This window comes from Paenibacillus tengchongensis (assembly GCF_008973665.1).
GTDB classification, from domain to species: domain Bacteria; phylum Bacillota; class Bacilli; order Paenibacillales; family Paenibacillaceae; genus Paenibacillus_AQ; species Paenibacillus_AQ tengchongensis.
Window position 1 is genome coordinate 1 of the sequence record NZ_WACP01000012.1, and the last position, 25,253, is coordinate 25,253.

At 55.5% G+C, this 25,253-nt stretch carries 27 protein-coding genes and 1 other annotated feature; all 27 genes read right to left on the reverse strand.

Annotated elements, in window-relative coordinates; all coding sequences use genetic code 11:
• Window positions 1-398 precede the first annotated feature (398 nt).
• The gene (locus F1381_RS19270) at window positions 399-1,994 is read right to left on the reverse strand and encodes a LysM peptidoglycan-binding domain-containing protein (RefSeq protein ID WP_151736483.1); all 1,596 of its coding nucleotides are present in this window, start codon (window positions 1,992-1,994) and stop codon (window positions 399-401) included.
• 241 nt (window positions 1,995-2,235) lie between these two features.
• Window positions 2,236-3,117: a branched-chain-amino-acid transaminase gene (gene ilvE / locus F1381_RS19275; protein ID WP_151736484.1), complete on the reverse strand. Its 882-nt coding sequence runs from the start codon at window positions 3,115-3,117 to the stop codon at window positions 2,236-2,238.
• Between the two features lie 4 nt (window positions 3,118-3,121).
• Window positions 3,122-4,009: a prephenate dehydratase gene (pheA, locus tag F1381_RS19280; RefSeq protein ID WP_151736485.1), complete on the reverse strand. Its 888-nt coding sequence runs from the start codon at window positions 4,007-4,009 to the stop codon at window positions 3,122-3,124.
• Window positions 4,006-4,989 carry a homoserine kinase gene (thrB, locus tag F1381_RS19285; protein ID WP_151736486.1) on the reverse strand — a complete coding sequence of 328 codons (984 nt, stop codon included), beginning with the start codon at window positions 4,987-4,989 and terminating at the stop codon, window positions 4,006-4,008. Before thrB ends, pheA begins: the two co-directional genes overlap by 4 nt.
• Before the next feature lie 23 nt (window positions 4,990-5,012).
• Complete coding sequence (locus F1381_RS19290) at window positions 5,013-6,299, reverse strand: homoserine dehydrogenase (protein WP_151736487.1); 1,287 nt, start codon at window positions 6,297-6,299, stop codon at window positions 5,013-5,015.
• Window positions 6,300-6,448: 149 nt separating this feature from the next.
• The gene (locus F1381_RS19295; protein ID WP_151736488.1) at window positions 6,449-6,886 is read right to left on the reverse strand and encodes an ACT domain-containing protein; all 438 of its coding nucleotides are present in this window, start codon (window positions 6,884-6,886) and stop codon (window positions 6,449-6,451) included.
• 206 nt (window positions 6,887-7,092) lie between these two features.
• Window positions 7,093-7,836 carry a polysaccharide biosynthesis protein gene (locus F1381_RS19300; RefSeq protein WP_151736489.1) on the reverse strand — a complete coding sequence of 248 codons (744 nt, stop codon included), beginning with the start codon at window positions 7,834-7,836 and terminating at the stop codon, window positions 7,093-7,095.
• A gap of 14 nt (window positions 7,837-7,850) precedes the next feature.
• Window positions 7,851-8,609 (reverse strand): hypothetical protein, encoded by a 759-nt coding sequence (locus F1381_RS19305; protein WP_151736490.1) that lies wholly within the window; start codon window positions 8,607-8,609, stop codon window positions 7,851-7,853.
• Window positions 8,606-9,787: an SPFH domain-containing protein gene (locus tag F1381_RS19310; RefSeq protein ID WP_151736491.1), complete on the reverse strand. Its 1,182-nt coding sequence runs from the start codon at window positions 9,785-9,787 to the stop codon at window positions 8,606-8,608. Before F1381_RS19310 ends, F1381_RS19305 begins: the two co-directional genes overlap by 4 nt.
• 192 nt (window positions 9,788-9,979) lie before the next feature.
• Window positions 9,980-11,290, reverse strand: coding sequence for a GTPase ObgE (gene obgE, locus F1381_RS19315; RefSeq protein WP_151736492.1), 1,311 nt, complete (start codon window positions 11,288-11,290; stop codon window positions 9,980-9,982).
• Window positions 11,291-11,323: 33 nt separating this feature from the next.
• The gene (locus F1381_RS19320; protein ID WP_151736493.1) at window positions 11,324-12,064 is read right to left on the reverse strand and encodes a Spo0B domain-containing protein; all 741 of its coding nucleotides are present in this window, start codon (window positions 12,062-12,064) and stop codon (window positions 11,324-11,326) included.
• Between the two features lie 250 nt (window positions 12,065-12,314).
• Window positions 12,315-12,626: a 50S ribosomal protein L27 gene (gene rpmA, locus F1381_RS19325; RefSeq protein WP_151736494.1), complete on the reverse strand. Its 312-nt coding sequence runs from the start codon at window positions 12,624-12,626 to the stop codon at window positions 12,315-12,317.
• A gap of 18 nt (window positions 12,627-12,644) precedes the next feature.
• The gene (locus tag F1381_RS19330; RefSeq protein ID WP_151736495.1) at window positions 12,645-12,980 is read right to left on the reverse strand and encodes a ribosomal-processing cysteine protease Prp; all 336 of its coding nucleotides are present in this window, start codon (window positions 12,978-12,980) and stop codon (window positions 12,645-12,647) included.
• Between the two features lie 12 nt (window positions 12,981-12,992).
• Window positions 12,993-13,304, reverse strand: coding sequence for a 50S ribosomal protein L21 (rplU, locus tag F1381_RS19335; RefSeq protein WP_150269346.1), 312 nt, complete (start codon window positions 13,302-13,304; stop codon window positions 12,993-12,995).
• A gap of 14 nt (window positions 13,305-13,318) precedes the next feature.
• Window positions 13,319-13,403 (reverse strand) — a sequence feature (ribosomal protein L21 leader region).
• 98 nt (window positions 13,404-13,501) lie between these two features.
• Window positions 13,502-14,743, reverse strand: coding sequence for an Rne/Rng family ribonuclease (locus F1381_RS19340; protein ID WP_151736496.1), 1,242 nt, complete (start codon window positions 14,741-14,743; stop codon window positions 13,502-13,504).
• A 66-nt stretch (window positions 14,744-14,809) separates the two neighbouring features.
• A complete protein-coding gene (locus F1381_RS19345; protein WP_187355457.1) occupies window positions 14,810-15,652 on the reverse strand; it encodes a M50 family metallopeptidase in 843 nt (280 codons plus the stop codon).
• The gene (locus F1381_RS19350; protein ID WP_187355458.1) at window positions 15,645-16,493 is read right to left on the reverse strand and encodes a peptidoglycan DD-metalloendopeptidase family protein; all 849 of its coding nucleotides are present in this window, start codon (window positions 16,491-16,493) and stop codon (window positions 15,645-15,647) included. The genes F1381_RS19345 and F1381_RS19350 overlap by 8 nt, the downstream gene beginning before the upstream one ends.
• 266 nt (window positions 16,494-16,759) lie before the next feature.
• Window positions 16,760-17,554, reverse strand: a complete 795-nt coding sequence (minD, locus tag F1381_RS19355) for a septum site-determining protein MinD (protein WP_151736499.1) — start codon at window positions 17,552-17,554, stop codon at window positions 16,760-16,762.
• Window positions 17,555-17,559: 5 nt separating this feature from the next.
• The gene (locus F1381_RS19360) at window positions 17,560-18,219 is read right to left on the reverse strand and encodes a septum site-determining protein MinC (protein WP_151736500.1); all 660 of its coding nucleotides are present in this window, start codon (window positions 18,217-18,219) and stop codon (window positions 17,560-17,562) included.
• An 82-nt stretch (window positions 18,220-18,301) separates the two neighbouring features.
• Entirely contained in the window at window positions 18,302-18,832 is a 531-nt protein-coding gene (gene mreD, locus F1381_RS19365; RefSeq protein WP_151736501.1) for a rod shape-determining protein MreD, read from the reverse strand.
• Entirely contained in the window at window positions 18,832-19,701 is an 870-nt protein-coding gene (gene mreC / locus F1381_RS19370) for a rod shape-determining protein MreC (RefSeq protein ID WP_281349934.1), read from the reverse strand. Before mreC ends, mreD begins: the two co-directional genes overlap by 1 nt.
• A gap of 71 nt (window positions 19,702-19,772) precedes the next feature.
• A complete protein-coding gene (locus tag F1381_RS19375; protein WP_151736502.1) occupies window positions 19,773-20,807 on the reverse strand; it encodes a rod shape-determining protein in 1,035 nt (344 codons plus the stop codon).
• A gap of 39 nt (window positions 20,808-20,846) precedes the next feature.
• Window positions 20,847-21,536 (reverse strand): RadC family protein, encoded by a 690-nt coding sequence (gene radC / locus F1381_RS19380; RefSeq protein ID WP_151736503.1) that lies wholly within the window; start codon window positions 21,534-21,536, stop codon window positions 20,847-20,849.
• Between the two features lie 18 nt (window positions 21,537-21,554).
• The gene (locus F1381_RS19385; RefSeq protein WP_151736504.1) at window positions 21,555-22,166 is read right to left on the reverse strand and encodes a Maf family protein; all 612 of its coding nucleotides are present in this window, start codon (window positions 22,164-22,166) and stop codon (window positions 21,555-21,557) included.
• Between the two features lie 34 nt (window positions 22,167-22,200).
• The gene (locus F1381_RS19390) at window positions 22,201-22,446 is read right to left on the reverse strand and encodes a DUF4321 domain-containing protein (protein WP_151736505.1); all 246 of its coding nucleotides are present in this window, start codon (window positions 22,444-22,446) and stop codon (window positions 22,201-22,203) included.
• 204 nt (window positions 22,447-22,650) lie between these two features.
• Window positions 22,651-23,832, reverse strand: coding sequence for an SPOR domain-containing protein (locus F1381_RS19395; protein ID WP_151736506.1), 1,182 nt, complete (start codon window positions 23,830-23,832; stop codon window positions 22,651-22,653).
• An 89-nt stretch (window positions 23,833-23,921) separates the two neighbouring features.
• Window positions 23,922-25,097 (reverse strand): glycosyltransferase family 4 protein, encoded by a 1,176-nt coding sequence (locus F1381_RS19400; RefSeq protein ID WP_151736507.1) that lies wholly within the window; start codon window positions 25,095-25,097, stop codon window positions 23,922-23,924.
• Between the last annotated feature and the right edge of the window lie 156 nt (window positions 25,098-25,253).

Here is a 25,253-nt window from a genome sequence, read left to right on the forward strand (position 1 = left end):
TGGAATCACTTTATTGAAACCAATAAGGTGAATTCCGATACTCACTCGTTGTTCAGTTTTCAAAGATCAACATTGTTGCGTTCGATCAATTTCTCATCACCAGCAACTCTTATAATATATCATATTCTCTGAATAATTGCAACATCTTTTTTAGAAAGATGTCAGCCATGTATTCAGTTTAATTCACCAGGCTATCCGAAATTTTTGTTTCGGCTGACTGGATTTATAATATATCACGGATTGTTCAAGCCTCACAACCCTTAAAATTTACCATTTTTACAGGACTTTTAGTTCACTCAATTTCTCGGGAGAAGCGTTTGATCGCGAATCAATGAGGGTCCGCCATGATCCGGTAGACCCTCATTGCTTTCAGGCTTTACAAGATTCTTTGGCCTGGATTAATTTGAAATCCATGGATTCTTGCTTTTTCTTGAAGTGCCCTGCTTGGCGTTCCGGCTGCTGCGCGCTTTGGCCGAAGAAGTCTTAACGAGCTTCTCACTGCTCTGGGCTGTTTTGGCCTTCGAAGCAGCTTTAGCCGATGCTATAGCGGTGCTGCCAGCTTTGACCTCTTCAGTAATTTCAGGCGCTGCCGCCACAGCGGACACGGGCGTTTCCTGCAATTGAATGTCCGGGTCCAGAATTGCCGGCACACGGTTATGCACGGCCAGATTCTCCATGCCCGGATAGGCTGGCGTAGCCGGAATGGAGGACAAAGGATTGATTGCAGCATTGGCGCCCATGTATGGCATCGCATTAGGTGCAGTCGCATATGGTGAGACCACTCCCGGCATCGCATTAGGTGCAGTCGTATACGGTGAGACCACCCCCGGCTGCGGCGGCATGTTAGCCGGATAGCCAAACATCGGCTGCTCATAAGAATAAGGCAGGATTGCCGGTTCTCCGCACCCGCAGGGAGGCCAAGGCAGGTTCACCGGTTGAGCGCCGAATTGCGGTACAGTATAAGGATTGTAATCCATAACGGGCGAAACTGCAGAACCGGCCGGCTCCCCGTAAACAGGCGCATTATATGAATACCAGGCTCCAGGATAATCCGGCGGGCATGGATAAACATTGGCCGGATAGGCATATGGTGAGACATACTCGGGAGCATAAGCGGCAGGCTGCATATAACCGGCATTGTTCACACCCATTACTGACATCGGATCATAGACGGGCGGGCAATCATAGGCATACGGATTCACGTTTAAGCCGGGATAGCCGGTAGATTTTTCACAAGGAGCAAGGTTCTCATCCTTCCAGGCCACCGGTTCAACCTTCGACTTCTCGGCTTCCTTCGGTTTCTCATAAACAACCGCTTCCTCTGCAGGAATGGAAATTTGCACGAACAAGCTTTGCGTTTCATGGACAATCTCCTGGACCGGAGCAACCTCAGGCGCTTTATTCGGCAAGCTGACATTGACCGGCGCGGGAACCGGCTCTGGCGAAGCAATGGGAGCAACCTGCTCTGTCTTCTTCTCAATAGGTGCGGTGGAAGCTTTTTCGATTGGAGCCGTCGGTGTTTTGGGTTCCTCAGCCGGCTTTTCAATCGGTCCTGTGTAGGTTTTGCCGCCAACCTGGGTTTTGTCGACTACTGTAGGCAGCGTTGCCTGCGGATTGGCGCCCGTATTTGCTGCAGCTGTGGCTTGAAATATGGGGAGATCCGTCTTTTTGGGAATATTCACGATTTCGCCGGTCAGGAGTGCGTTCGGATTCTTCAGCTGCGGATTGGCGTCGATCATTTCCTTGAGTGTAATTCCCCAAGCCTTGGACAGCTTCCAGAGGGTATCGCCTTGCTTGACTGTATGCTTGTAATATACATCACTGCTATCCGGAACCGTAACCGTCCCCGAGGGAATCTTCACCTTGTCGCCCACAGTCAGTACGTCCGGATTACTGATCTGCGGGTTTGCGTCGATGATTTTTTGCAGCGGCACTCCGTACTTTTGCGACAATGCATACAGCGTATCGCCTTCTTTGACCATGTGTATTTTCACGCCCGTATTACCTCCTAGAGATGTTTTGCGCATACGCTCAGCCTGCTCATGAGACCGGCAAAGAGCCTATGCCAAAGTGTTGTTAGCTGCCTGCAGTATCCTTTATGCGGTACAGCCGCCTCCTTCGCTACTACATCTTATGCAGCCCATAGGCGAATGACATCCCGGAATCAAAAAAAATCCTCCCATGCAGGCATGAGAGGATTGAACTTGATTATTGATGGATATAGGCTTAAGCGTGTTATTCCCATACTTTATAGCCGTCTTTGTCGACTACACTCCGGAATTCCTCCAGCAATTTCAGCGTAATCGGACCGGCATGTCCCGAACCAATGACCCGGCCGTCGATTTCGCGTGCGGCGATGACTTCGGCAGCTGTACCCGTGAAGAAGACTTCATCGGCAATATAAACATCGTGCATCGTGAACGGTTCTTCCTTCAGCGGCAGCCCCAGCTTCTCGCAGAGCTCGATGATTGCCGTGCGGGTGATGCCTTCCAGCGCCCCCAGATAGCAAGGCGGCGTGTAGACAACTCCTCTTTTAACGATAAAAATATTGTCTCCGGAGCCTTCGGTCACATAGCCCTGCGCATTCATCATGATCGCCTCGTCGGCTTCCGCCAGATTGGACTGGATCTTGACGAGAATATTATTCAGGTAGTTCAGCGACTTAATCTTCGGGTTCAGCGCATCCGGAAGGTTGCGGCGCTGAGATACAGACACGGCACGGAGGCCGTTCAGATACGCCTGCTCTGGATAAATGGCCAGCTGCTCCACAATGATGATTACGCTGGCCTTCGGACAGCGGCGCGGGTCTAGCCCCAGGTTGCCAACGCCGCGGGACACCACCAGACGGATGTAGCCGTCGCGCATATTGTTCAGACGGATGGTTTCGGCCATCGCTTCAAGCATCTCGTCATAGGTCAGCGGAATATCCAGCATAATCGACTTGGCCGAATCGTACAGCCTGTCCAGATGCTCTTTGCATTTAAAAATGTTGCCGTTATAAATACGGATGCCTTCGAAAATGCCGTCCCCGTATAAGAAGCCGTGGTCAAACACCGATACCTTTGCATTTTCTTTCGTTACATGTTGTCCATCCAGATAGATCCATTGCTCAGCCATGAACTTACTGCACCTCCGCTTTCTCTTCCTTATAGGTGTATGTGGGGTATGAGCCGAGAATCCGCACCTGGCATCCCAGAGCCTTGATTTCCTCAAGCGCCGCCGGAAGCAGGACCGATTCAATCGGCTCCAGCACATCGATATAGAAATAATAAGTGCCCAGCTTCTTCTTCGTCGGGCGGGATTCAATCCGCGACAGGTTCAGCCGCCGCCAGGCGAAGGCGGACAGCACCTGATGCAGCGCACCCGGAAAATCCTCCGGCAGCGTAACCAGAATGCTGGTCTTGTCCCCGCTGCTCTTGCGGGCAAGCTCCAGCTTTTGCGGGCCGACCAGTACGAAGCGGGTGTAATTGTTATTGTGGTCTGTGATCTGCCGGTCCACAACCTCCAGGCCATGCGTCGCAGCACCCAGCGCTGTACCAATTGCAGCCCAGCCCTTGCTTGGATTGTTCTTGACGATCTCCACCGCTTCCGAAGTACTGCCTACCGACTCCAGTTCCGCCCATGGGGCATGCTCGCGGACGAACTGCAGACACTGGGCCATCGCCACGGGGTGGGAAAGAATCTTAACCATCCGGCTGTAATCCTTATTGCCTTGCCCGTCCATGAATTCTTGCGGGTGGCTAATCAGGTTCTGAATCGACGGAAAAATCCACTCCGCCTGCATCGGCAGATTAACTTCATTGATCAGCCAGTCAATGTGCAGACTCACCGAGCCCTCAATGGTATTCTCAATCGGAATGACGCTGTATTCGGTCTCGCCGTTCGCCGTTGAGAGAAACACATCGGAGATCAGTTTATGATGCTTGATGCTGACAGCTTCATCGCCGAACAGATACAGCAGCGCCTCATGCGATACGGTGCCTTGCGGCAATGCCGCTATCGATTTCATATGCTTGTTTCTCCTTTTATCATATCCAAAAATGACTGGTTTTGCATCCCGTTTCTCGGGGCCAGCTCTGCACGGACGCCGGAGCTGCAGGGCTCCAGCCAGCGGGTGCGGGCAGTGATGCCGTGCTCCTGCATCGTCGCCAGCAGAAACTGCTCCAGCTCCGCCTTGCGGCTCTCCTCCCGGTCGACCATGCACAGCAGCGTCGGCCCGGCTCCGCTCAGCGCGATGCCCAGCGCCCCGTGTGCGGTCGCTTCGGCCAGCAGCTTCTCCATACCCGGCACCAGCGCCGCCCGGTACGGCTGATGCAGGCGGTCCTGCATCGCCCGGCCAATCATCTCCAGCCGCCCGGAGGCCAGAGCAGCCGTAAGCAGCGAAGTACGGCTGATGTTGTGCACCGCATCGCCTATGCCGATCTCAGTCGGCAGCACGCCGCGGGCTTTGGTGGTCGACAGCTCGAACTCCGGAATAACGACGAGCACTTCCAGATTCTCCGGCGGCTCAATCCGGATGTAATCAGCATGCGTACCATCCCAAACGGCGGTGATGATTCCCCCGAACAGCGAGGCTCCGACATTGTCGGGATGCTTCTCCAGAGCGGTCGCCAGATCGAACAGTCTGGCGTCCGAGAGCGGTGATCCTATCATAACATTCGCGGCGGCCAATGCGCCAACGATGGCCGAAGCGCTGCTGCCGAGGCCGCGGGTCAGCGGAATTTCCGAGTACATAGAAATGGATAGCTCGGGAACCTCCACGCCGGCTTCCGCAAATACCAGCTGCGCTACCTGGTAGAGCAGATTGCTCTTATCCTGCGGCAGACCGGCCATTTCGCCGCCGTACAAGTGAAAGACCGTCTCGCTTGCTTCCTCCATTTCGATCCAGGCATACAGCGGCAAGGCCATCCCCAGCGTGTCAAAGCCCGGCCCCAGATTGGCCGTGCTCGCAGGCACCTTTACTCTAGCCTTTTCATAGTTGCTTGTCATGTCGGGTCCTGTCTCCTTCTTCGTTAACCTTCTACGCGGTAATGGCTCTTGATCCGGTGAATCACCGGCAGCTCCTCCAGATGACGCAGCACCTTCTCGAAGCTGGCCTTGCTGGCATTGTGGGTGACGATAATAATCTCGGCATCGGGATTGTTCGGATTCGGCTGCTGCACTACGGAATCGAGACTGACCTCATATTCCGCAAAGACCTGCGTAATTTTGGCGAGCACTCCGGCCTTGTCGTCCACATGCAGATGCAGGAAATTCTTGAAGAAGATATCCTCGTCGCTCTTCAGCTTCTTCTGCTTATAAGGCACAATCTGCTTCAGGCCGTTCACGCCCAGCTTCAAATTCTTGATTACCGCCACCAGGTCGGCCACAATGGAAGTGGCTGTCGGCATGGCACCTGCTCCGGCGCCGTAGAACATCGTCTCGCCCACCGCTTGCCCGAAGACAAACACCGCATTGAAGACACCGTTCACCGAAGCAAGCGGATGGCTGGCACGGATCATCGTCGGCTGTACGCTGATGCTGAATTCCTCGTCCTGGCGCTCGGCAATGCCGAGCAGCTTCATCTCGTAGCCGAGTCTTTTGGCAAAAGCGATGTCCTCCTTGCTCACTCCGGACATTCCGCGGACGCTCACATCGCCCAGCTCAACGTTCGTACGGAAGCCGAGTGTACCTAGAATCGCCATTTTGCGCGCGGCATCTAGCCCTTCTACATCGGAGGTAGGATCGGCCTCGGCATAACCCAGCTCCTGCGCTTCTTTCAGCACATCGGCGTAAGAGGCGCCCTCCCGGCTCATCTTGCTCAGTATGTAATTGGTTGTCCCGTTGACAATCCCCATAATCTTCATAATCTTGTCCGAGGAGAACCCTTCGATTAGCGTACGGATAATCGGGATGCCGCCGGCGACACTCGCTTCATAAAAGACATCGCAGCCCTTCTCCTGCGCCTTGGCCAGAATCTCCGAGCCGTGCAGGGCCATCAAATCCTTGTTGGCTGTTACAATATGCTTGCCGCGTTCGAGGGCTTCCAGAATATATTCCTTCGTTCCCGCGATGCCGCCCATAACCTCAACAATGACGTCGATTTGCGGATCGCGGATGACCTCCCAGGGATCGGCGGTGATCTTGGCGGCGTCCACTTCGATATCGCGCAGCTTGCCCGGTGTTCTTACCGCAATACGCTCAATAAGAATGGGCGAGCCCACCTGGCTGCTCAGATCTTCCTGATTTCCTTCAAGGATGCGGACTACGCCCGCACCTACCGTGCCCAGACCGAGCAACCCAACTTTAACCGGCTTCATTTGAATCCTCCTAAAAGTTTTATGAAGCAATACTACTTTTGAATTTAATCATCGCAATAAAACTTGCTTCGGAAGCATACGCTCAGTTTTATGAAGCAATACTACTTTTGAATTTAATCATCGCAATAAAACTTGCTTCGGAAGCATAACTATCCCTGCCCGATAATCAGCGCACGCTTGACGCCGGAGATGGACTTCAGCCCCTCCATCATATCGCCCGGCTCCAGGTTCAGATGGGATATTTCTACAGAGATGACCACATTGGCCCGCCCCTGCAGCGGAATACTCTGGTTAATGGTCAGCACATTCGCCCCATGCTCGGCTACACAGCCCAGCACTTTGGATAGCATGCCCGACTCATGTTCCAGATCGATGGAAATGGTAATGATCCGCTCCCGTTCCAGCTGATGGATCAGGTGAATACCGTCCTTGTATTTATAAAAAGCGCTGCGGCTCAGCCCTACCAGCTCGACCCCTTCATGCACCGTCTTCGCATCTCCCGCTTCCAGCAGCTGCTTGACCTGCATTGTCTTCAGCACTGCGTCAGGCAGGATGTCCTCCCGGACTAAATAATAGCGTTCTTTCACGAACGTCCTCACCCCAAAGACTTTTGTGTTTACATAGTGGACATTATAAGTCATGCAGCTTGAAAAAAGCAACACATTTTCACGCCCCCTGGTCTTGGAGGCAACGGATACAGGGAGTGACAGGCAGTGCGGAGTTCACCTGTTCCTCCAGTAGATGCAGCACAGCCCCCGGCTGAACCGGGGGCTGTGCGGAAATATTCGGGCGGCTAACAGTACGGGATGGCTGTGCCGCAATAGTCGCAGCTCTTGGTTTGGACGGGCTGGACCAAATTCCGGGCGCCGCAGCCCGGACAGCGTATGGACTTCGGCAATGGCTTCGGAGAAGGCTGAGCCTCGGAAGCAGAATACCGCTGACCTCCGCCTGCCTCTTCACCGGCGGCGGCAGCCGCTGATTCAGGACCTTCGTCCGTCTGTGTCCCGGAGCCCAGCAGCCCGTACTTCCCCAGATAAAGCAAGTCCCTCCGGACATCCCTCTCACTCTGTCCGGTACGTTCAGCCAAATTGCCGGTATAACGGATTCCGTCTTCTGTGATAAGCGCTATATACTGCTTCGCCAGCCGGGCGAAATTGTATCTGGCCTGGGCCGCATACCTGGCAAATAATGAAGCCGGCAGCAAAAAGATCACCGCTAGAAAGCCCAGCATGAACAGCAAATCCCCTCTGCTGGCATCCAGCTCTCCATCCATCAGCTGGGCGCCGAAGGCAACCGTCAGTTCTACAAAGCCACCGACAAAAACATGATACAGCAGGCTGTGGTTCACCGCTTTGCGGTAATTCTTGTAGTGGGTCCCGAAAAACCGCACCAGGGCCAAAATCAACCCCAGCGGGGCAAAGAGATAAGCGAAGAGGATCACCGCATAATCAAACGGGGTCCGCTCATATTTGGGCAACAGGTCTACAAGCTCGCTTGTCCGGCCCGGCTTGAGGCCAAGATTACTTAACACATTCATTCAGCAGGTTCCTCCTATTTCAGCCCCGCCAGCTCCCGGTTGCGTCTGGCAAGCGTAACGGCAATTCTTTGCGTAATCTCAATACTTTCCGCTTCCCAGTCCTGCGGCGGTTCCGGCAAGGCAAGGAGCAGCTTTACATGGTCCTGCAGCAGGGAGATCTGCTGGTCCAAGAGCTCCTCGGTGGCATACAGGCCGGGAACAGATACAGGATCACTGTATTGGAAGGATTCCTGCAGGCCGGCTACAAGCTCCGTTAGCCTGCTCGCCTCCGGACGCTTCCATGTCCGGGCGGCCGCCGCAGCCTCTGCCAGCCCTTCCCGCTGCCGGAGATGAAGCCGTGAAGCATCGGCTGCTCCACCGTTCCGCGCAGCATTCCTGCCATATAGTCCGGCTGCTCCAAGGGCGGCAGCCCCGAGCATCAGCACCAGCAGCTGCCCGAGCGCGTACCACAAGGGAGGCAGCTTCAGCAGCCTGCCAAGCAGCAGAGCCGAAGCAAGAACAGCGATAGCATAGGTCCCCGCGATGAAAGCACCGCTGACCAGCACCGGCTTAAGAACACGGCCGGTGGCAGCAGAGCGCAGCCAGTACAGGCTATAGCCGTAAAGTACCCCTTCTGCTGTAAGCAGCGACAGCATGGTAATAATCAAGCGGGGGAGCGATTCCGTAAAACCTGTCGTAATCAAGGCAAGCACGGTCAGCGCAGCGGCCGCTGCAAAACATCCCGTCAGAACAATGAAGGAAGATTTCCGGCCAGAAATCACACTTCGGCTCATACGGCCTTCGTTCCGCATTCCGCACAAAACTTCTGTCCCGTATGCAATTCATGCCCGCAGCCGGAACATTTCACGCTCACAGCGGTCCCGCAGTGCGGACAGAATTTGGCACCTGGAATCAGCTCCTCCCCGCAGCTCCGGCAGGCGACGCCGCCGGCCGTCTCCGTTCCGGCCGGCGCTTGCTCAAGCTTCAGTCCGCAGCCGCTGCAGAACCGGGCTTCCGGCACATTCATCGTCCCGCAGTCCGAACACGGCTGGGAAGCAGCGCTCGCGGGCGAAGTCATGGTTCCCCCGTTAAACAGAAGGTTTCGCGTCATCCGGCCCATCAGCTCCGCCGCCGGTCCCGCAAAGCCAAGACCCATTCCCAGGCTCAGCCCCGTATTCAGCATGCCCGCCCCGGCGTTGCCGGAATTGTCCGCTGCGTCCTCGAGAATGTCAAAGCTGCGTTCCTGCTGGTAAGTAAAGCCCATAATATCCATCTCCGCTTTTTTGGCCAGAGCTTCCTTCAGCTTCACAGTGACCGGATCATCGTCTGGAATGCTGATGGAATTGATATAGAAATTGGTAAGCTGGATACCATTCTCCAGGAAGACCGGTGCCAGCCGTTCCTCAATATGCTTGGAGATTTCCGTGATATAAGCGTTGATTTCCAGAATCCCGATCTTCTTGTGGACCAGATAGGAAGAGATCAGTGTCGTAATGTTTGACATGAGCAACCCGCGGAAATAATTCAGCAGCGTGCTGTGATCGAACTGCGGCAATGTACCTACCAGCTTCAGCAGAAATTTACGCGGCTCTGCGATCATGACGCCAAATTGCCCGAACGATTGCACCTGCACAATGATCTTGTATTTCGGATCCTGGAGCTGCAGCGGTGAAGGCGTTCCCCATTTGACGTTCATTGAGTTCAGCTTGTTGATATACCATACCTCTGCGGTGAACGGAGACCGTCCCCCGAAAGGCAAATTCATAACGTTTGAAATCACCGGAATATTTGCCGTACTGAGCGTATGCCGCCCGGCCGTAAAGGAATCCAGCGCCTGCCCGCCTTTGAACAGGACCGCCTCCTGCGACTCATTCACAATCAGCTGCGTCCAGGTTCCCAGCTCTTGATTAGGATGCTTCCAGGCCAAGATATCCGGCGGCCCGTCGTATTTAACCACTTCAATAATAGCCATTGTCAGTTCCCTCTTCCTTGCGCATGTATGTAATATATATCGGCAAAATCTGGAGCTTAAGAAGCGGATTCAGCAAATGTTTCGGAAAAAATTGTGACTCTTCCGTCTATGCACGCCAAAAAAGCCGCATCTCCCCTCTCAGGAAAACACGGCCGGTATTTACAGTGCAGTGCTCTAACGCACAGCTGTTCATTAATAGTAGCTGCTGTTCTCGACAAACTCAAATTCAAAATCGCCGATCCGCACAATCGTCCCTTCTACTGCGCCGCGTTTGCGCAGCTCGGCATCCACGCCCATGTGCCGCAGCGTGCGGGCCAGCTTCAGGATTGCGTCATGCGTATGCATCTGCATCCGCTTCAGCATCCGTTCGATCCGTGCGCTGTGTACGATGAACATTTCGTTCTCACGCGAGATGGTGAACGAGTTGTCGTCCTCCGCTTCCAGCTTGTACACCTTGCGCTCTGCGGTCTCCGCCACCTCTTCGACTACCGGGGCTACAGGAATGCTGTCCAGCACATCCGCCGCCCGGTACATCAATTCCTGGACCCCTTTGCGGGTCAGCGAAGAGATGGGCAGGATTTCAATATCCGGCTGCAGTTCACGGACCTGTTCAGAAAAGGCGGCCAGGTTAGCCTCCGAATCCGGCATATCCATCTTGTTCGCCGCTACAATCTGCGGACGCTCCAGCAGGCTGGCATTATACTGTCCAAGCTCCCCGTTGATCAGCTTCCAATCCTCGAACGGATCGCGGCCCTCGGAGCCGGACATATCCACGACATGGACGATAACCCGGGTACGCTCGACATGACGCAGAAATTCATGCCCGAGGCCGACGCCCTCGCTGGCGCCTTCAATCAGCCCCGGCAGGTCCGCCAGCACAAAGCTGCGGCCGTCCCCGACATCAACTACGCCCAGATTCGGCGTAATGGTCGTGAAGTGATAGGCCCCGATCTTCGGCTGGGCCGCCGATACGACGGAGAGCAGTGTCGATTTGCCGACGCTTGGAAAACCGACGAGCCCCACATCCGCCATCACCTTCAATTCCATGGTGATATAACGCTCCTGGCCCTCTTCTCCGTGCTCCGCCAGTTCAGGTGCAGGATTGGCCGGAGTGGCAAACCGGGTATTCCCGCGCCCTCCCCGTCCGCCGCGCGCTACGACCACTTCCTGCCCGTGACGGGTCATGTCGGCGATGACTTCCCTGGTGTCATCGTCGATCAGCACCGTTCCCGGAGGAATACGCACGATCATGTGCTCCGCATTGGCGCCGTGCTGGCTCTTGTTGCGGCCTTTGATCCCGCGCTCGGCCTTGAAGTGCCGCTGATAGCGGAAATCCATCAGCGTCCGCAGTCCCTCGTCCACGCGGAAGATGACATCGCCTCCGCGTCCGCCGTCGCCGCCTGCTGGCCCTCCTTCAGGCACATATTTCTCGCGCCGGAATGCAACCAGACCGTCGCCGCCGTCGCCGCCTTTTACATATATCTTCGCTTTATCTACGAACATGGTTGTTCACCTTCCCTCTGTTGCTTGCCCTGCTTACATTTCGAGCGGCAGACGCAGCATAAATCGGGACCTGCCCGGACCCGGCTGCTCCGCCTTCATAATTTTCCCTTGGACGATATTATAAATTTGTCCCTGCAGCAATTCGGGATTTCCGTGATTGCCTTCGGTTTCGAAGGAGACCAGCACCTCGTCCCCCTCCTGTGCAAAGCCGAGCCGCAGTGTGCAGGTATCGCCCTGCTGAGCGTTCCCGCTGAATTGATAGGCTCTCACCGTCTGCATAATCACTGCGGTCAGCTCCTCGCCGCTGGCGGGACTCAGCTTATCCTGCAGCTGCAGACCTTCCTCCACCTGTACATCCAGCTCCAGATTGGTACGCAGGGTACGGTAAGACTGCAGATAGAACACCAATGACGGAATGCCCAGCTTGGAAATACGGCTGTCCAGCGCGATCCGTTCTTTTATTCTTTCCACAAACTCCAACGATTTATCAGGTTTGCCCAGCCGGATGTAGCCGTAAAGCACCTGCAGATCGTTCATCCAGTCATGCCGGTGATGGTTCAGTGTACGGTTGGCCGCCTGCTGCAGCGTTCTCTCCTGTACACGCAGTTCCTCTTCATAAAGACGCCGGTTGTAATAGAAGCTGAAGGCCAGCACTGCGGCAATCCATACTGCCAGCAGCAGACAAGTGGCAATAGAGGTATGCAGGTACACAAGACCTAAAGGAAGCAAAGCGGATAACATGGCCACCCAGAGAATGCTTTTCCAGGATTTCATTCTTTCTCCCCGTCCCTCAAGTTCGCACTGATGGGTGCGCATTCAAATAATCATCTCAAGTGTAAAGCGTATGCCATTTCCCAGTATAACACAGGCCTTGTACGCAATCACCAGCATTCCGGACCACAGCCGGCCCCCTGTCCATTCCCGGTCATCCTGCAGGCACTGGAAACATCTGCCGCACCCGTACTCCAAAAAAGCCCCCGGCACTCATGCCGGAGGCTTTCATCTGTTGATAGGTTATAAAAGCTTACGCTTCTACTGCCGCTGCTACCGGAGCGACCTCAACCGGGTATACGCTCACTTTCTTGCGATCGCGGCCCAGACGTTCAAACTTCACAACGCCATCGACAAGCGCGAACAGCGTATCATCTTTACCGATGCCTACGTTCGTACCCGGGTGAATTTTGGTTCCACGTTGACGAACCAGAATGTTGCCACCGACAACCGCCTGTCCGTCCGCACGCTTCACGCCAAGACGCTTCGCGTGGGAATCACGGCCGTTCTTTGTGGAACCTACACCTTTCTTCGAAGCGAAAAACTGAAGATCCAATTTCAACATATTGGTCAACCTCCTTCTTCAAATAATGACTTGCTGTATCTTAATATACTTCCCGTATGACTCTGCGATATCACCGAGCATCATGACCATGGATTCCAGCAGCAGCTGGACCTTGGCGGAAACTTCGGGGTCAGCCACCGGAACGAGGGTTCCGCTGAGAAAACCGTCATCGAGCGAAGTCTCCAGAATTACGCCGGTCAGCCTTTCAATCGAGTTCACCGTTCCGAACGTTACCGTCGAAACGCCTGCACATACGATGTCCCAGCCTTTCTTGGCGAATTCCGCATGCCCTTTCACCGTAAAGCCGACAATTGTACCTTGAGCGGAATTCCGCGTAACCCGTACGTTAATCATTAACGCACCTTCTTACGCTTGAATCTTCTCGATGGTTACTTTAGTGTACGGTTGACGATGACCTTGTTTCTTGTGGTAGTTCTTCTTAGGTTTGTATTTGTAAACTACAACCTTCTGGCCTTTACCGTGCTTCTCAACCTTGGCTGTTACAGTAGCGCCGCTAACCAGCGGAGTTCCTGCAGTCAAACCGCCTTCAGTGGAAACAGCCAGGACACGGTCAAACGTTACGCTTGCTCCGTCTTCGGCGTTCAGCTTCTCGATGAACAATACGTCGCCTTCTTGCACTTTGTATTGTTTACCGCCAGTTTCGATAATTGCATACATTGTCGTTGCACCTCCTCATGTCTCAGACTCGCCTAATGCAGGTGGCGAAACCCGGGGTTCCGCACTTGATCTACCCGATCGGAGCGGTTACAGCATGTGCAGGAACAGAAGAACCAAACACATACTTAAAGAGATTAACACATTAATGACCTATCGTCAATGCTTGCTTCAAAAACAAAGATTGCATGTACCGGATGCTATTCCAGCAGAATTCCGACTTTGCCGGTGCCTCCGCAGCATTGGCAGACCACCGGCACAGCCCCGGTCGAATCATGCCTGGCCTTCTTGCGTGTCATTTCCAGAAGGCCGAGCTGGGTCCAGCCGAGAATGTGCGTCTTGGTCCGGTCCCGGCTGACCACGCCGCTGAGACGCTCTGTTACCAGCTTGCGGTGCGCTTCCTGCTCCATGTCAATAAAATCGACAATGATGATGCCCCCGGTATCGCGCAGCCGGATCAGACGGCCGATTTCTTCTGCAGCCAGCAGATTGGTGCGGGTTACCGTCTCTTCCAGTGTAGCCCCGCCGGTGTACTGCGCAGTGTTGACGTCAATCACTGTCAATGCTTCCGTCTCGTCCCAAATCAGCGTCGCCCCGCCTTCCAGCGTGACCTTGCGGTTAAAGCTCCGCTGCAATTGCTCATTTACACCGTAAGCGCTGAAGATCGGTTCTGCGCCCTGGTACAAAATCACGGGCTTGTGACCCTCCGGAGCCATATCGCGCAAAAAGGTCTCCGCCTGTGCAGCCGCTGCGGCCGAGTCGATCAGCAGCTCATCCCGCTGCGGGTTGAAGGCGTCACGGATGAAGCGCTGGACAATGCTGAGGTCGCTGTGCAGAAGAGCAGGGGCTTCCGCCTCCGCTGCCCGCCGCAGAATCATTTCCCACTGGGCCCGCAAAAAAGCGAGGTCCCCTTCCACGGCCTCCAGCGGCTCATCCTCGGACACCGTCCGCATGATGACACCCTCCTCGCTCCGGCGCAATCGCTCGCCGATGCCTTTGAGCCGGTTGCGCTCGGATTCGCGGCCGATCTTCTTGGAGACCCCGACATATTCGGCATAAGGCATGTAGACCACCCAGCGGCCCGGTAGCGTATAATGGGTCGTGACACGGGCGCCTTTGCCGCCTCGCGGTTCCTTGCGTACCTGTACAATTAATTCTTGCCCCGGCGAAAGCAGCGTCTCGATGGACGGTTTCACCGCCGGCTGCTTCTCCAAATGGGGATGAAGCACGTCGTCCACATATAAAAAGGCGTTCTTCTTCTGCCCAATATCGACAAAAGCAGCCTGCATTCCCGGCAAAACGTTCATAACCCGGCCTTTATAATAGCTGCCGACAAGCCCCTGCTCCTGGTCGCGCTCAGCCGCGTATTCTACAAGCCTTCCATGCTCCAGAAGGGCCATCCGGGTAACATGCTGCGTGCAGTGAACGATCATTTGTTTCATGGCTTCACCTCTGGTCTGATTCATCGATTGCCATGCCGCGCCGCATCATCTGCTTGCGGCAGCGGCCTACATTCCGAAGTACGAGGCAATCAGTCGCTGTTCCGGAACAACGGCAACTACATCTTTATTATCGTTCATAACATAAATAAAGTGGTACTGATGTCGTTTAAATAGACGCAATATATCATCCAAAGGTTTCGCGGAAAAAGCGACAATCGGTCTGGCCGGGCTTCCCGACTGCAGATAGCGCTCGTAAGCCCCCTCCCGGTTCATCAGAAAGGCCATGAAACGGTAAAGTAAATTGCGCTGGTCCGTAATATTGGAATACAGCAGAAATGCACCGATCATCAGCAGGTTCAGACGAAGTCCGCCGCCCGTCCCAAGAGGCAGCAGCGCATAGAGGATGACCAGCCCGCTGGCCGCAATACTCACCCTTCCGCACCACAGCAGTGTGAAGTAATAAGGAGCCGCTAGGCTTAGAACTGCCTGTACAATTTTACCGCCGTCCAGAGGCAGAATCGGCAGCAGGTTGAACATGGCAATAATCAGATTGGCCTGAATCAGGTATTCGGGGTATTCTCCGCCGAGGATACCCGCCTGCTGCAGACCGGCCACAAACAGAATCATCATAATATTCTGCAGCGGTCCCGCCAGCGCAATTCCGATCTCCTGCCCGGCGGTCAGCTTGCCGTGATCTTCAATGACGGCCACCCCGCCAAACGGGAGCAGCTGCACCGACTTGACGGTGGCTCCGGCCCACAGCGCCGCACAGACATGTCCCATTTCATGGACGAAGACAATGGCGAACAAGGTGAGCAGCTCAAGGAATTGCCCGGTCAGTACGGAGAGCAGCATAATCAGAACAAACAGCGGGTGCAGCGACAGCTGAATGCCGAATATCCTACTCAAAAGAGACCACTTCGGCGGGATCGACATAGACCTTGTCTTTCATGACGGCAAAAAAGAACAGCGGCAAACTGAGGCCATCACTCTGCTTCAGCCAGCCGACGGCGTCCCCGCTCTCCACCCAGTCGTCCGCCGCCAGCCGGGTCCCGCTTAGGTGGCCGTATTCCGCCGTCAAGGCTCCGCCGTGGCGGATCGTGACGCGGACGCCCCCCTGCGGCTCCTTGGTGACAGACAATACACGCCCTACATCTACACTCTTCACCGTAACATTTTCGTTTGAATCCGCGAGCGGCATAACTTCCACACCCTGGCGGGAATCACCGAACGGACGGACTATGGTTCCGGATAACGGTGTTTCCAGCTCATGTACCGCACTGACCTTCTCCGCCGGCACGCCTTCCTCGTCAAACATAGGGATGAAGGAAGGCGCCCCGTTGAAATGCTCCTCATACCAGACCTGCACCGCTGCAAAATCCATGTCCCGGCTGAGCATATCCGTCACAAACGCCTGGGCCGACAGCGCCCAGGGCTCCCGCAGCGTAAATATTCCCCCTACAGCCGCAAAGACCACGGCACTGGCGATGATCCGCCGCAGGAGGCCTGCCGTGAACCGCGGCCGGTCACCGCCGCCTTCCTGCTCCCATTCCTGACGGCGCTGCTTCCACAACGCCTCGGGATCCGGTTCCGGCGGGGAGTCTGGTCCGGCTCCCCACTCCCGGAAGCTTGCCGGCGGCTCCGGCAGTGCAAACAGCGGCGGCTTCTCCTCCGGCGGCTCCTCATTATGCGTCAGCAGGCTGCGTATCCGTTCTTCACGGCGGCCTTTAATGCCAGACTTCAGTTCCATGTGCATCCCTCCGGCGGGCTTGTTTTACTGCCAGTTTATGAGCCGGGATGTGCACTTTAGAACAAGCCCTGGCGCCTTGTGGCCGCAAGAAAGGCGCGTCCCGTCCGGAACATACGCCGGAAGCAAAATAACCCCACACTGTGAGGCTGACAGGGCCGCCATTTCAAGTGCTTGGCGGACAGTAGAAAGGTGGATTAAAAAAGTTCCGCTGCGGACTCTCCGCCGGCGGAACTTCAGGACCACAGCTCGGGCAATGAACCCGAATCTCAGCCCATGCCGAAAAATTTCTTAAACTTCTGGAATGCACCCGTCTTGCGGTCAAGCTGCATCAGCGGCACGGCATCGCCCAGGATGCGGCGGGCGATATTGCGGTAAGCGATCGCAGCCGAGGAGTCGGGGTTCATCACCGTCGGCTCGCCGTTGTTCGCTGCTTTGATAACAAGCTCATCGTCGGGAACAATGCCGATCAGATCAATGTTAAGCACCTGCAAAATATCTTCAATATCAAGCATGTCGCCGGCCTTCACGAGCCCGGGGCGGATACGGTTGACTACCAGCTTCGGCGATTCGACATGCGACTGTTCCAGGAGTCCGATAATCCGGTCCGCATCGCGCACCGCCGCATGCTCCGGCGTAGTGACGACAATCGCCTTGTCCGCACCGGCGATAGCGTTGCGGAAGCCGTGCTCGATGCCGGCCGGGCAGTCGATCAGAATATATTCGAATTCCTTCTTCAGCTCCAGCACAATATCCTTGACCTGCTCCGGGGTTACCGAGGTCTTGTCCTTGGTCTGGGCCGCCGGCAGCATGTACAGCTCATCGAAGCGCTTGTCCTTGACCAGCGCCTGGTTCAGGCGGCAGCGGCCCTCAGCGACATCCACCAGATCATAAATGATACGGTTCTCCAGCCCCATCACGACATCCAGATTACGCAGTCCGATGTCGGTATCGACCAGACATACTTTTTTGCCCTGCAGGGCAAGCGCGGTGCCAATATTGGCCGTTGTAGTCGTCTTGCCGACTCCGCCTTTGCCTGAGGTTACGACAATCGCTTCTCCCATGGAGGCTACACCCCTTTAAACACATTTAAACCTTGACGCATCTTCACTATATTATGGATTTTGTCGATTTGCATGGCGCCTTCCGTCAGATAGGCGAATTCCATGCTGCTCTCCCGCTTCTCCCATTCGTCGGGCGGCCGGCTGATAACATCGGCGATCCGCAGCTGGGTCGGAGCCAGCAGGGAAGCGGCAATAATCGCCTCCTGATTGCCTCCTGTGCCGGCATGGGCCATCCCTCTGAGCGCACCGAGAATATAAATATCCCCTGAGCAGGTGATCGTTCCACCGGGATTGACATCGCCCATAAACAGCAGATTCCCTTCATGATGCAGCACTTGGCCCGAGCGGACCATTCCGCCCAGCAGCGCAAACGGTGATTTATCCTCCGGCTCCGGCTCCTCCAGCGCTTCAAGCGAACGGATCAGGAGGTTCCCCTGGCCCTTGAGAATATCGAGTACAGCGTCCTTCTGTTCTTCGGTTACCGTGCGGCTGCCCAGTTTAACATCCACATGCACAATGGGGCCGGTCAATATATTCTGGTGGCTGTGCTCCAGCTTATAGCGCAGCTCGCCTAGCAGCTCTTCAAAAGCGCACTTATCGTCCAGCAGGAATACCAGGCCGTCCTTGATGCCCTTAATCCTTACATGATTGGATTTCACTGTCATTTGCCTGTCCCCCCATTCTCTTTCTTTCGTGTTCGCGGCAGAAAAATCCTTCTTTCGCGCGAAAGAAATCCCTCAGGGGAGCTTATGCGTTCTCTTCTTTGCGCGTCTCCTTCTTCAAGAGCTCCAACTGACGCCGAACCGGAATGTACAGGATGAGTCCAATGGCGAAATGGAACAGCATGGTTGGAAGCATATGGTTAAGCAGCGCCCAGTTATAGGGTACCTGTGTCAGGTTGAATACACTGTAAATGGCAAACAGGATGCTGTCCTGCAGCAGGCTTCCGAGCAGCACCACCGACATCATCAGCGGCAGCGGGGCACGCGGAAGCTGAAAGATCAGGCCGATCAAATAAGCGGACAGGCCCATCGCGAACGAATGGGCCCCGAGGATCCGGCCGTAAAAAATGATGTCATGCAGCATGCCGAAGGCAAGCCCCAATACCAGCGCGGTATGCCGGTGATGATAGACGGTGACAAATAAGAGAACTATAAAGACGAGGTTAGGAATAATCCGCATTTGCCAGCTGTCCGGCATAAGCCAGGGAAGGATCGTCCCTTGGAGAATAAATAAAAGAAATAGTACCAGCACCAGAACCGATCTGCGCATCCTCACTACTCTACACGCTCCTCGGTAAAGACAACGAACAGTTCCTTCCAGTCTTGAAAATCTGCCAAAGGATCAATCGTGGCCGTAGAGGTGTACCCGTAATCTCCCACCTTGACATCCACGACTTTCCCGATGGTCAGCCCGCGCGGATACATGCCGCCGATTCCGGACGAGATCACGGTGTCGCCTACGGCGATGGGATCGCCAACCGGAATCTTGTTCATCTGCAGCATTCCGGTCTGTGCATCGTAGCTCTCAATCATTCCGAAACTGTTGTCTTCCTTGTCTTGAACCGTAGCCGCAATGGCCGGCTGCGAGTTAGGGTCCTTCACATCCATCATCGTCATCAGCTTGACGGTGGACGTGAAATTGCTGACCTGGCTGATGACACCGACCAGGCCTTCGGTCGAGATGACGGACATGTTCGGCTTAATCCCATCCTTAGACCCCAGATCTAAGACAATAGAATTGTTGCTCGGCTCCGTCGTCAGGCTGATGACCTGGGCGATATGCAGCTCGAAGTCATATAAGTTTTTCTGGGCTTCCCGGAAATTGAGATCTTTTTGTAGGCTCTCATTCTGGCTTTTAATAAAATTGTATTGCGCCTTCTCTCGGGTATATTGGGCGACCATGAGTTTAAGCCGTTCGTTCTCCTCGGCCAGATCATGCAGATTGGCGATATCTTGGAACAAGCCCGCTACATATCCAGCGGGCTTGTAGAACAGGCTTTGCACAAAGCCGGTGGTGTCGCGGAGAAAGTTCTCCGGCCAGGTCAAGGACTTTCTTGACCCCAGACTGAACCCCATCAGCACGATAAACATCACCAGCGTAATCAGCAGTATAAACAGACGCTTATTGTTAAACAGCTTAAACAAGTTTCAACACCCTTTACCAAGACGTATTTCTCCCATATCGGGGTTGACGTTCGCCGGGCCTCACACATCCTCTATCTCTTGGAACGGCTGCCGGAGCTGCTGCGGCTCTTGAACAGATCGAGCGTTTCCAGCGCTTTGCCCGTTCCGATAACGACGCAATCCAGCGGATTCTCGGCCACAATGACCGGCATTCCCGTCTCACGGGCCAGCAGCTTATCGAGGTTGCGCATCAGTGCGCCGCCTCCGGTCAGCACGATTCCGCGGTCCATAATATCAGCCGCCAGCTCCGGCGGGCATTTCTCAAGCGTGACCTTGACGGCGTCGACAATAGCACTGACTGTATCGCCAAGAGCGTCGCAGATTTCATCCGAAGTAATCGTCAGCGTCTTCGGCAGACCTGTAACGAGGTCGCGGCCGCGGATTTCCATCGTTTCAGCCTTCTCAAGAGGCAGGGCGGAGCCGATGTCCATCTTGAGCTGCTCGGCGGTACGCTCGCCGATCATCAGGTTATACTGGCGCTTGATGTACTGGATGATCGCTTCATCCGCTTCATCGCCAGCCACCCGGACCGAACGGCTGGTCACGATTCCGCCGAGGGAAATAACCGCAACCTCGGTGGTACCGCCGCCGATGTCGACGACCATGCTGCCCGTCGGTTCCCATACCGGGAGATCGGCGCCGATCGCGGCAGCGAATGGCTCCTCAATGATATACGGCTCACGGGCTCCAGCCTGTCTTGTCGCATCTTCCACGGCGCGCTGCTCCACGGCCGTAATGCCGGAAGGCACGCAGACAATGACATTCGGATGGCGCTGGAACAAGCCGCGCTGTTTCTGGGCCTGACGGATGAAATATTTGATCATCGTCGCCGTGGTATCGAAATCGGCGATTACGCCATCCTTCATTGGACGGATTGCACGGATATTTCCCGGCGTGCGGCCGATCATTTTTTTGGCGGATTCGCCTACGGCTTCAATGGCTTTCGTATCGGTATTAATCGCCACGACGGATGGCTCTCTCACTACAATCCCTTTGCCCCGGACGTAAACCAGCGTATTCGCCGTTCCCAGGTCTATGCCTAAATCTTTCGTAAAACCACCCAACATGTTTCTATTCTCCTTTTCCTAGTAAATCTCGAAATAAGTTTACATGTAGCCTTTTTCCTTCAGACTGACAAATGTACTGTCACCGATAATCAGATGATCCAGCACATCAATTCCGACAATCTCGCCGGCCTGAATGAGCCGTGAAGTGATTGCGATATCCTCCGGGCTGGGTGTAGGGTCCCCGCTCGGATGATTATGTGCGCATATGATAGCTGCGCTGCTGCATTTCATCGCCGCCCGGAACACCTCTCGCGGATGCACGATTGAGGCGTTAAGACTGCCGATGGACAATGTCTCCTGCGCAATTACATGATTTTTTGTATTGAGGAACAAGCAGATAAAATGCTCCTTCTGCAAGTAACGCAGCTGCTCGGTGACAATCTCCGCGGCGTCATGGGGACTGCGGATAATGACCGGCAGCGTTAGCCGGGAATTCGCCATGCGTCTTCCAAGCTCAATGCCTGCTTTCAGTTGCACCGCCTTGGCGGGGCCGATGCCCTTAATATTCGTCAGTTCTTCAATGGTGAGATCGGCAAGGCCGCGGATGCCGCCCGCCTCGCCTAATAACCGCTGAGCCACAACAATTGCCGACTCCCGGCGGGTGCCGGTCCGCAGCAGTATAGCCAACAGCTCCGCTTGACTTAAAGCTTCCGCCCCATAATGCATCATGCGCTCTCGTGGTCGTTCTTCATGGGGGAGGTCCCGCAGCATCATCGTTTGCGATTCCATCCCTGATCCCTCTCTCCTCTACATGCCTTGCCGTTTCAGTACATGAATGCCGAATTCGGATAACATGCCGCTGAGCAGCGACAGCGGCAATCCGACCACGTTATAGTAACAGCCGTCAATCCGGTCCACCAGCGTTGCGCCCAACCCCTGAATGCCATAAGAACCGGCTTTGTCCGCTGGTTCTCCGGTTGCTATGTAGGCAGAGATTTCACTGTCGCTTAACGAGCGCATGGTTACCGAGGTGATGCGGTGATCCACGGCGACCTTACCGTCCGGCAGTCCGATACAGGCTACCCCGGTATACACCTGGTGGGTCCGGCCCTGCAGGAGGGCAAGCGTTGCTCTGCTGTCAGCTTCATCCGCCGGCTTGCCCAGCACCCTGCCGTCCAGGACGACAATGGTATCACTGCCGACGATTACGGCATCTTCGCCCGCAGCAGCGGGCAGTACCGCTTCCGCTTTGCGCAGAGCGAGTGTGCGTACGATCATCTCCGGGGTATACCCCTCCGGCGTGCTTTCATCGGCATCGCTGGACAACACCCGGAATGGAACATCAAGAATGGCCAGCAGCTCCCGTCTGCGGGGGGAACCCGAGGCCAGGATGATGGGCCGTGAGTATTCAGTCTCCAATTAAATAACGTCCCTTCTTGAACAAGCGCGGGGATTACAGCCGGCGGTACAGCCAGGCAGCGGCGATGATGCCGGCGAGGCTAAGCAAACACAATTTCAATTGAATGGTAATGTCGTAGGTAATGATGTCCAAATCGGCCTGCGGCGACCACTGGATCATGGTTGAAGCCGTAAGAAAAGACAACGCTTCGACAGGCGCAAGGAGTTTGGCGATCCACGCTCCGGCCAGCCAGCCCAGAATAAGAAATAACAGCAGTGTTCCTACATTTTTCTTCTTCATCAAGGTCTTCCCTCGCCATTTTTTGACACCCTAATTATTATACGGTGAAACGTTGCCCAATACAAACGCTAAATCCCGTTCGGAAATGATTACCACGGGAGCAGCTCCGGGCAAGCGCTTTACTCGTCCGACCGGAAACCGGCAATGCTCCAGCCGCAGCAAAAAGCCCCTGCCCGGATGTCCGGACAAGGACTATATATGGCTTCAGGATAGAGCGGAGATCAGCTGCCGCTGTCCGCCCAGGAAGCTCATCATCGATTCCTGCACTTCCCAGAGCAGGGCCTGGGCTGCATTCTTGTCGTATTCGCTCAAGGCGGCAACTCCCTGGTTCACCGCTTTCTCCAGTGCGGCGCACAAGCCTTGCTCCTGCGGGCCAAGCCCCGCGGCCAGCGCCTTGACGGCTTCGCTCCAGCGCATATGCAGATCGCCGACGGAGGACAGGTCGGCTGGCGTGCCCGCTGCACCCAGCAGGCCGGCCGATACGCCGCTCAACTCGCTCAGCAGCTCTCCGCTCGCGGCGAAATACTCACTCACCGTCTCCGCCTCTCCGGCAAAAGCCGCCTGCTGCACGGAGGGCAGCGCCACTTCCCTTACATACAATTCGATTCCCTGATTCTTTAGTCCGCTGCTCAGCAGCTTGGCCTCCTCCCGGTCCGGGGACAGCCCCGCATAAACGCGATTTCCGCCCTCTGGATCGGTTCCGGCGGCCAGTCCGGCCGCGGCCAGCTCCTGCATCGCCTGCTCAGCGCCCTGCGCCGTGCTGAATACGCCGTATTGCAGCAGATAATAGCTCTGTGCCGGCACATCCACCCGGATCCGGTCCGCCCCCGACTCTTCCGTACCTGCAGGGAGAAGGTTCGTCCCCGCCGTACCAGACTGCTCGGCATTGGCAGTGCTGCTTCTCTCGACCGCAGGATCTGCCGCCCGGATACTTCCGTCTGTGCCGCCGCCGAAGAAGGAGAGCGCCGCATACCCCAGCAGCAGGCCTGTCCCTAAGGCGCCGGCAACGGATAACGCAAACTTCCACCAGTAGGGCGGACGCCGGGAATGATAGGCTCCGCTGTACATCCCCGGTGCCCGGGCAATTCCCCCGCCGCCGGCCGAATCTTCGCCCCAGTCGCCCATGTATTCCCGGTCCTCAAATTCCCCGGCCTCGTAGGAATGCATCCTGTCCTGCCAAAATTCACTATCCTCCGGCGTACCATAAGCTCTTCCGGAAGTTCCGTCCAACACCTGCAGCCTGTCCTCATCAACAATGCGCTGCGGCGCCGGATTGGCGCCGTTCACCGCACGTTCCGGCCCGCCGAAAGGCGACCCCGCCGGCTCAGGTGCCGGCACCGCCTGATCCGGTTCGAACCGGAATGTCATTCTCCCGCTCTTGCTCAAGGAATGTCCACCTCACTGTCATCTTCTCTTGTTAAGAGAGTATATGATAGACAAGAGGACAATATGTCACAGCAGCAGGATTCATGGCGCTATATCAAGCTCAATACTTTGGTTCTGATCTGGTCCGCCTCATAGTGGTTCAGCAGGGTCCGGTAAGCCTGATCGGCAATGATTGACCCCAGTTCAGGCATCTCAAGGAGCTTCACGACATGCTCGGCAATCTCCCCGGTGGTGCCCGCCAGCAGAATATTCCGGCCCGGCTCGCAGTGCAGCGCCTCGGAGCCTTTGCGGCTCGTGATGACCGGGGTCCTGAGCGCCCAGGCCTCCAGAATCTCCGACTGTCCGGCTATTCCCTCCCGCAACAAGGCGATCACCGCCCTCGCCCTGCGTATGTAATGGTCCGCCTCCCGTTTGGACCCGAATACCGCCACCGAGGAATCGTCCTTGACCAATGCCGCCACCTCCGGATGCATCCCGTCGCCAAGAAGATAGCAGCGGCAAGCCGGCACCTTCTCCTTGATTGCCGGATAGATTTTGCGGAAAAACACCAGTGCGGCGTTCTTGCCTTCAACAGAGCGCATATTCCAGTTCAGGACGATAGACTCCTCTTTGACGACGGCCTCGCCGCAGTCATATTCCTCCAAATCGATATATGCCGGAACGGCGTGAACCTTGCCTGCATCCGCAAACGACAGCGACTTTAGATACAGTGCATCCCATTCGGATGACGTAAGCAGCAGGCTGGCCTTGTTCACCAGCTTGCGGGCTTCCCGCCGGTTCAGCGCAGCCTGCAGCGCCTGGTAATGCTTTGTAATTCCCCGGGGGCCGACGCTTCTGCCGGCGGAGGCTTCATTCTTCAGCCGGTATGCATCGGTAACAATGGCCGCATCCGGCAAGAGCGCCGACACCATATCCAGACACTTCCATAACAGCGTATGTGTAATAAACACCCGTTTATAATTGTGTATACGGCCAAGGCCGGCGATTTCCGCACGCAGGTTCTTGTCCGTATCCGCGGCAGAGGCGTTCCCCCGCAGCTTGTTCAGGGGGGCAAACAGCGGGTTGCGGCGGCTGCGGGCCTGACCCAGCGGATGCAGCATCAGCGATGGCCGCGTCTTGAACGGCAGCTCCCGGGGGGCCTGCGAGTATTCCAGCAGATCGATATCATATTTCTCCAGCAATATATCGAGAAAACGCTCTGTCCTCTTGTCTCCCTCAGGGTCCTCGGTATTGTGGGCGGACAAAAACAGCAATCTCTCTCTCATGGCTACTGACTCCTCAATTTCATAAATAAGTTCACAAACAGCATATTCAAGCAGGCCGAACGGGCCTGAAGACCATCCCTCATCTTGCGGAATGAAGCTGCAGATATAGATCAATAGTAGCGCATCTATGAAAATATAACTGTCGATTTATGGGGA

Bases quoted from the DNA above. Each gene is read 5' to 3' on its own strand.
- ilvE (WP_151736484.1), bottom strand. From the start codon at position 3,117: ATGGCTGAGCAATGGATCTATCTGGATGGACAACATGTAACGAAAGAA.
- pheA (WP_151736485.1), bottom strand. From the start codon at position 4,009: ATGAAATCGATAGCGGCATTGCCGCAAGGCACCGTATCGCATGAGGCG.
- thrB (WP_151736486.1), bottom strand. From the start codon at position 4,989: ATGACAAGCAACTATGAAAAGGCTAGAGTAAAGGTGCCTGCGAGCACG.
- F1381_RS19290 (WP_151736487.1), bottom strand. From the start codon at position 6,299: ATGAAGCCGGTTAAAGTTGGGTTGCTCGGTCTGGGCACGGTAGGTGCG.
- F1381_RS19300 (WP_151736489.1), bottom strand. From the start codon at position 7,836: ATGAATGTGTTAAGTAATCTTGGCCTCAAGCCGGGCCGGACAAGCGAG.
- F1381_RS19305 (WP_151736490.1), bottom strand. From the start codon at position 8,609: ATGAGCCGAAGTGTGATTTCTGGCCGGAAATCTTCCTTCATTGTTCTG.
- F1381_RS19310 (WP_151736491.1), bottom strand. From the start codon at position 9,787: ATGGCTATTATTGAAGTGGTTAAATACGACGGGCCGCCGGATATCTTG.
- obgE (WP_151736492.1), bottom strand. From the start codon at position 11,290: ATGTTCGTAGATAAAGCGAAGATATATGTAAAAGGCGGCGACGGCGGC.
- F1381_RS19320 (WP_151736493.1), bottom strand. From the start codon at position 12,064: ATGAAATCCTGGAAAAGCATTCTCTGGGTGGCCATGTTATCCGCTTTG.
- rpmA (WP_151736494.1), bottom strand. From the start codon at position 12,626: ATGTTGAAATTGGATCTTCAGTTTTTCGCTTCGAAGAAAGGTGTAGGT.
- F1381_RS19330 (WP_151736495.1), bottom strand. From the start codon at position 12,980: ATGATTAACGTACGGGTTACGCGGAATTCCGCTCAAGGTACAATTGTC.
- rplU (WP_150269346.1), bottom strand. From the start codon at position 13,304: ATGTATGCAATTATCGAAACTGGCGGTAAACAATACAAAGTGCAAGAA.
- F1381_RS19340 (WP_151736496.1), bottom strand. From the start codon at position 14,743: ATGAAACAAATGATCGTTCACTGCACGCAGCATGTTACCCGGATGGCC.
- F1381_RS19350 (WP_187355458.1), bottom strand. From the start codon at position 16,493: ATGGAACTGAAGTCTGGCATTAAAGGCCGCCGTGAAGAACGGATACGC.
- minD (WP_151736499.1), bottom strand. From the start codon at position 17,554: ATGGGAGAAGCGATTGTCGTAACCTCAGGCAAAGGCGGAGTCGGCAAG.
- F1381_RS19360 (WP_151736500.1), bottom strand. From the start codon at position 18,219: ATGACAGTGAAATCCAATCATGTAAGGATTAAGGGCATCAAGGACGGC.
- F1381_RS19375 (WP_151736502.1), bottom strand. From the start codon at position 20,807: ATGTTGGGTGGTTTTACGAAAGATTTAGGCATAGACCTGGGAACGGCG.
- radC (WP_151736503.1), bottom strand. From the start codon at position 21,536: ATGGAATCGCAAACGATGATGCTGCGGGACCTCCCCCATGAAGAACGA.
- F1381_RS19390 (WP_151736505.1), bottom strand. From the start codon at position 22,446: ATGAAGAAGAAAAATGTAGGAACACTGCTGTTATTTCTTATTCTGGGC.
- F1381_RS19400 (WP_151736507.1), bottom strand. From the start codon at position 25,097: ATGAGAGAGAGATTGCTGTTTTTGTCCGCCCACAATACCGAGGACCCT.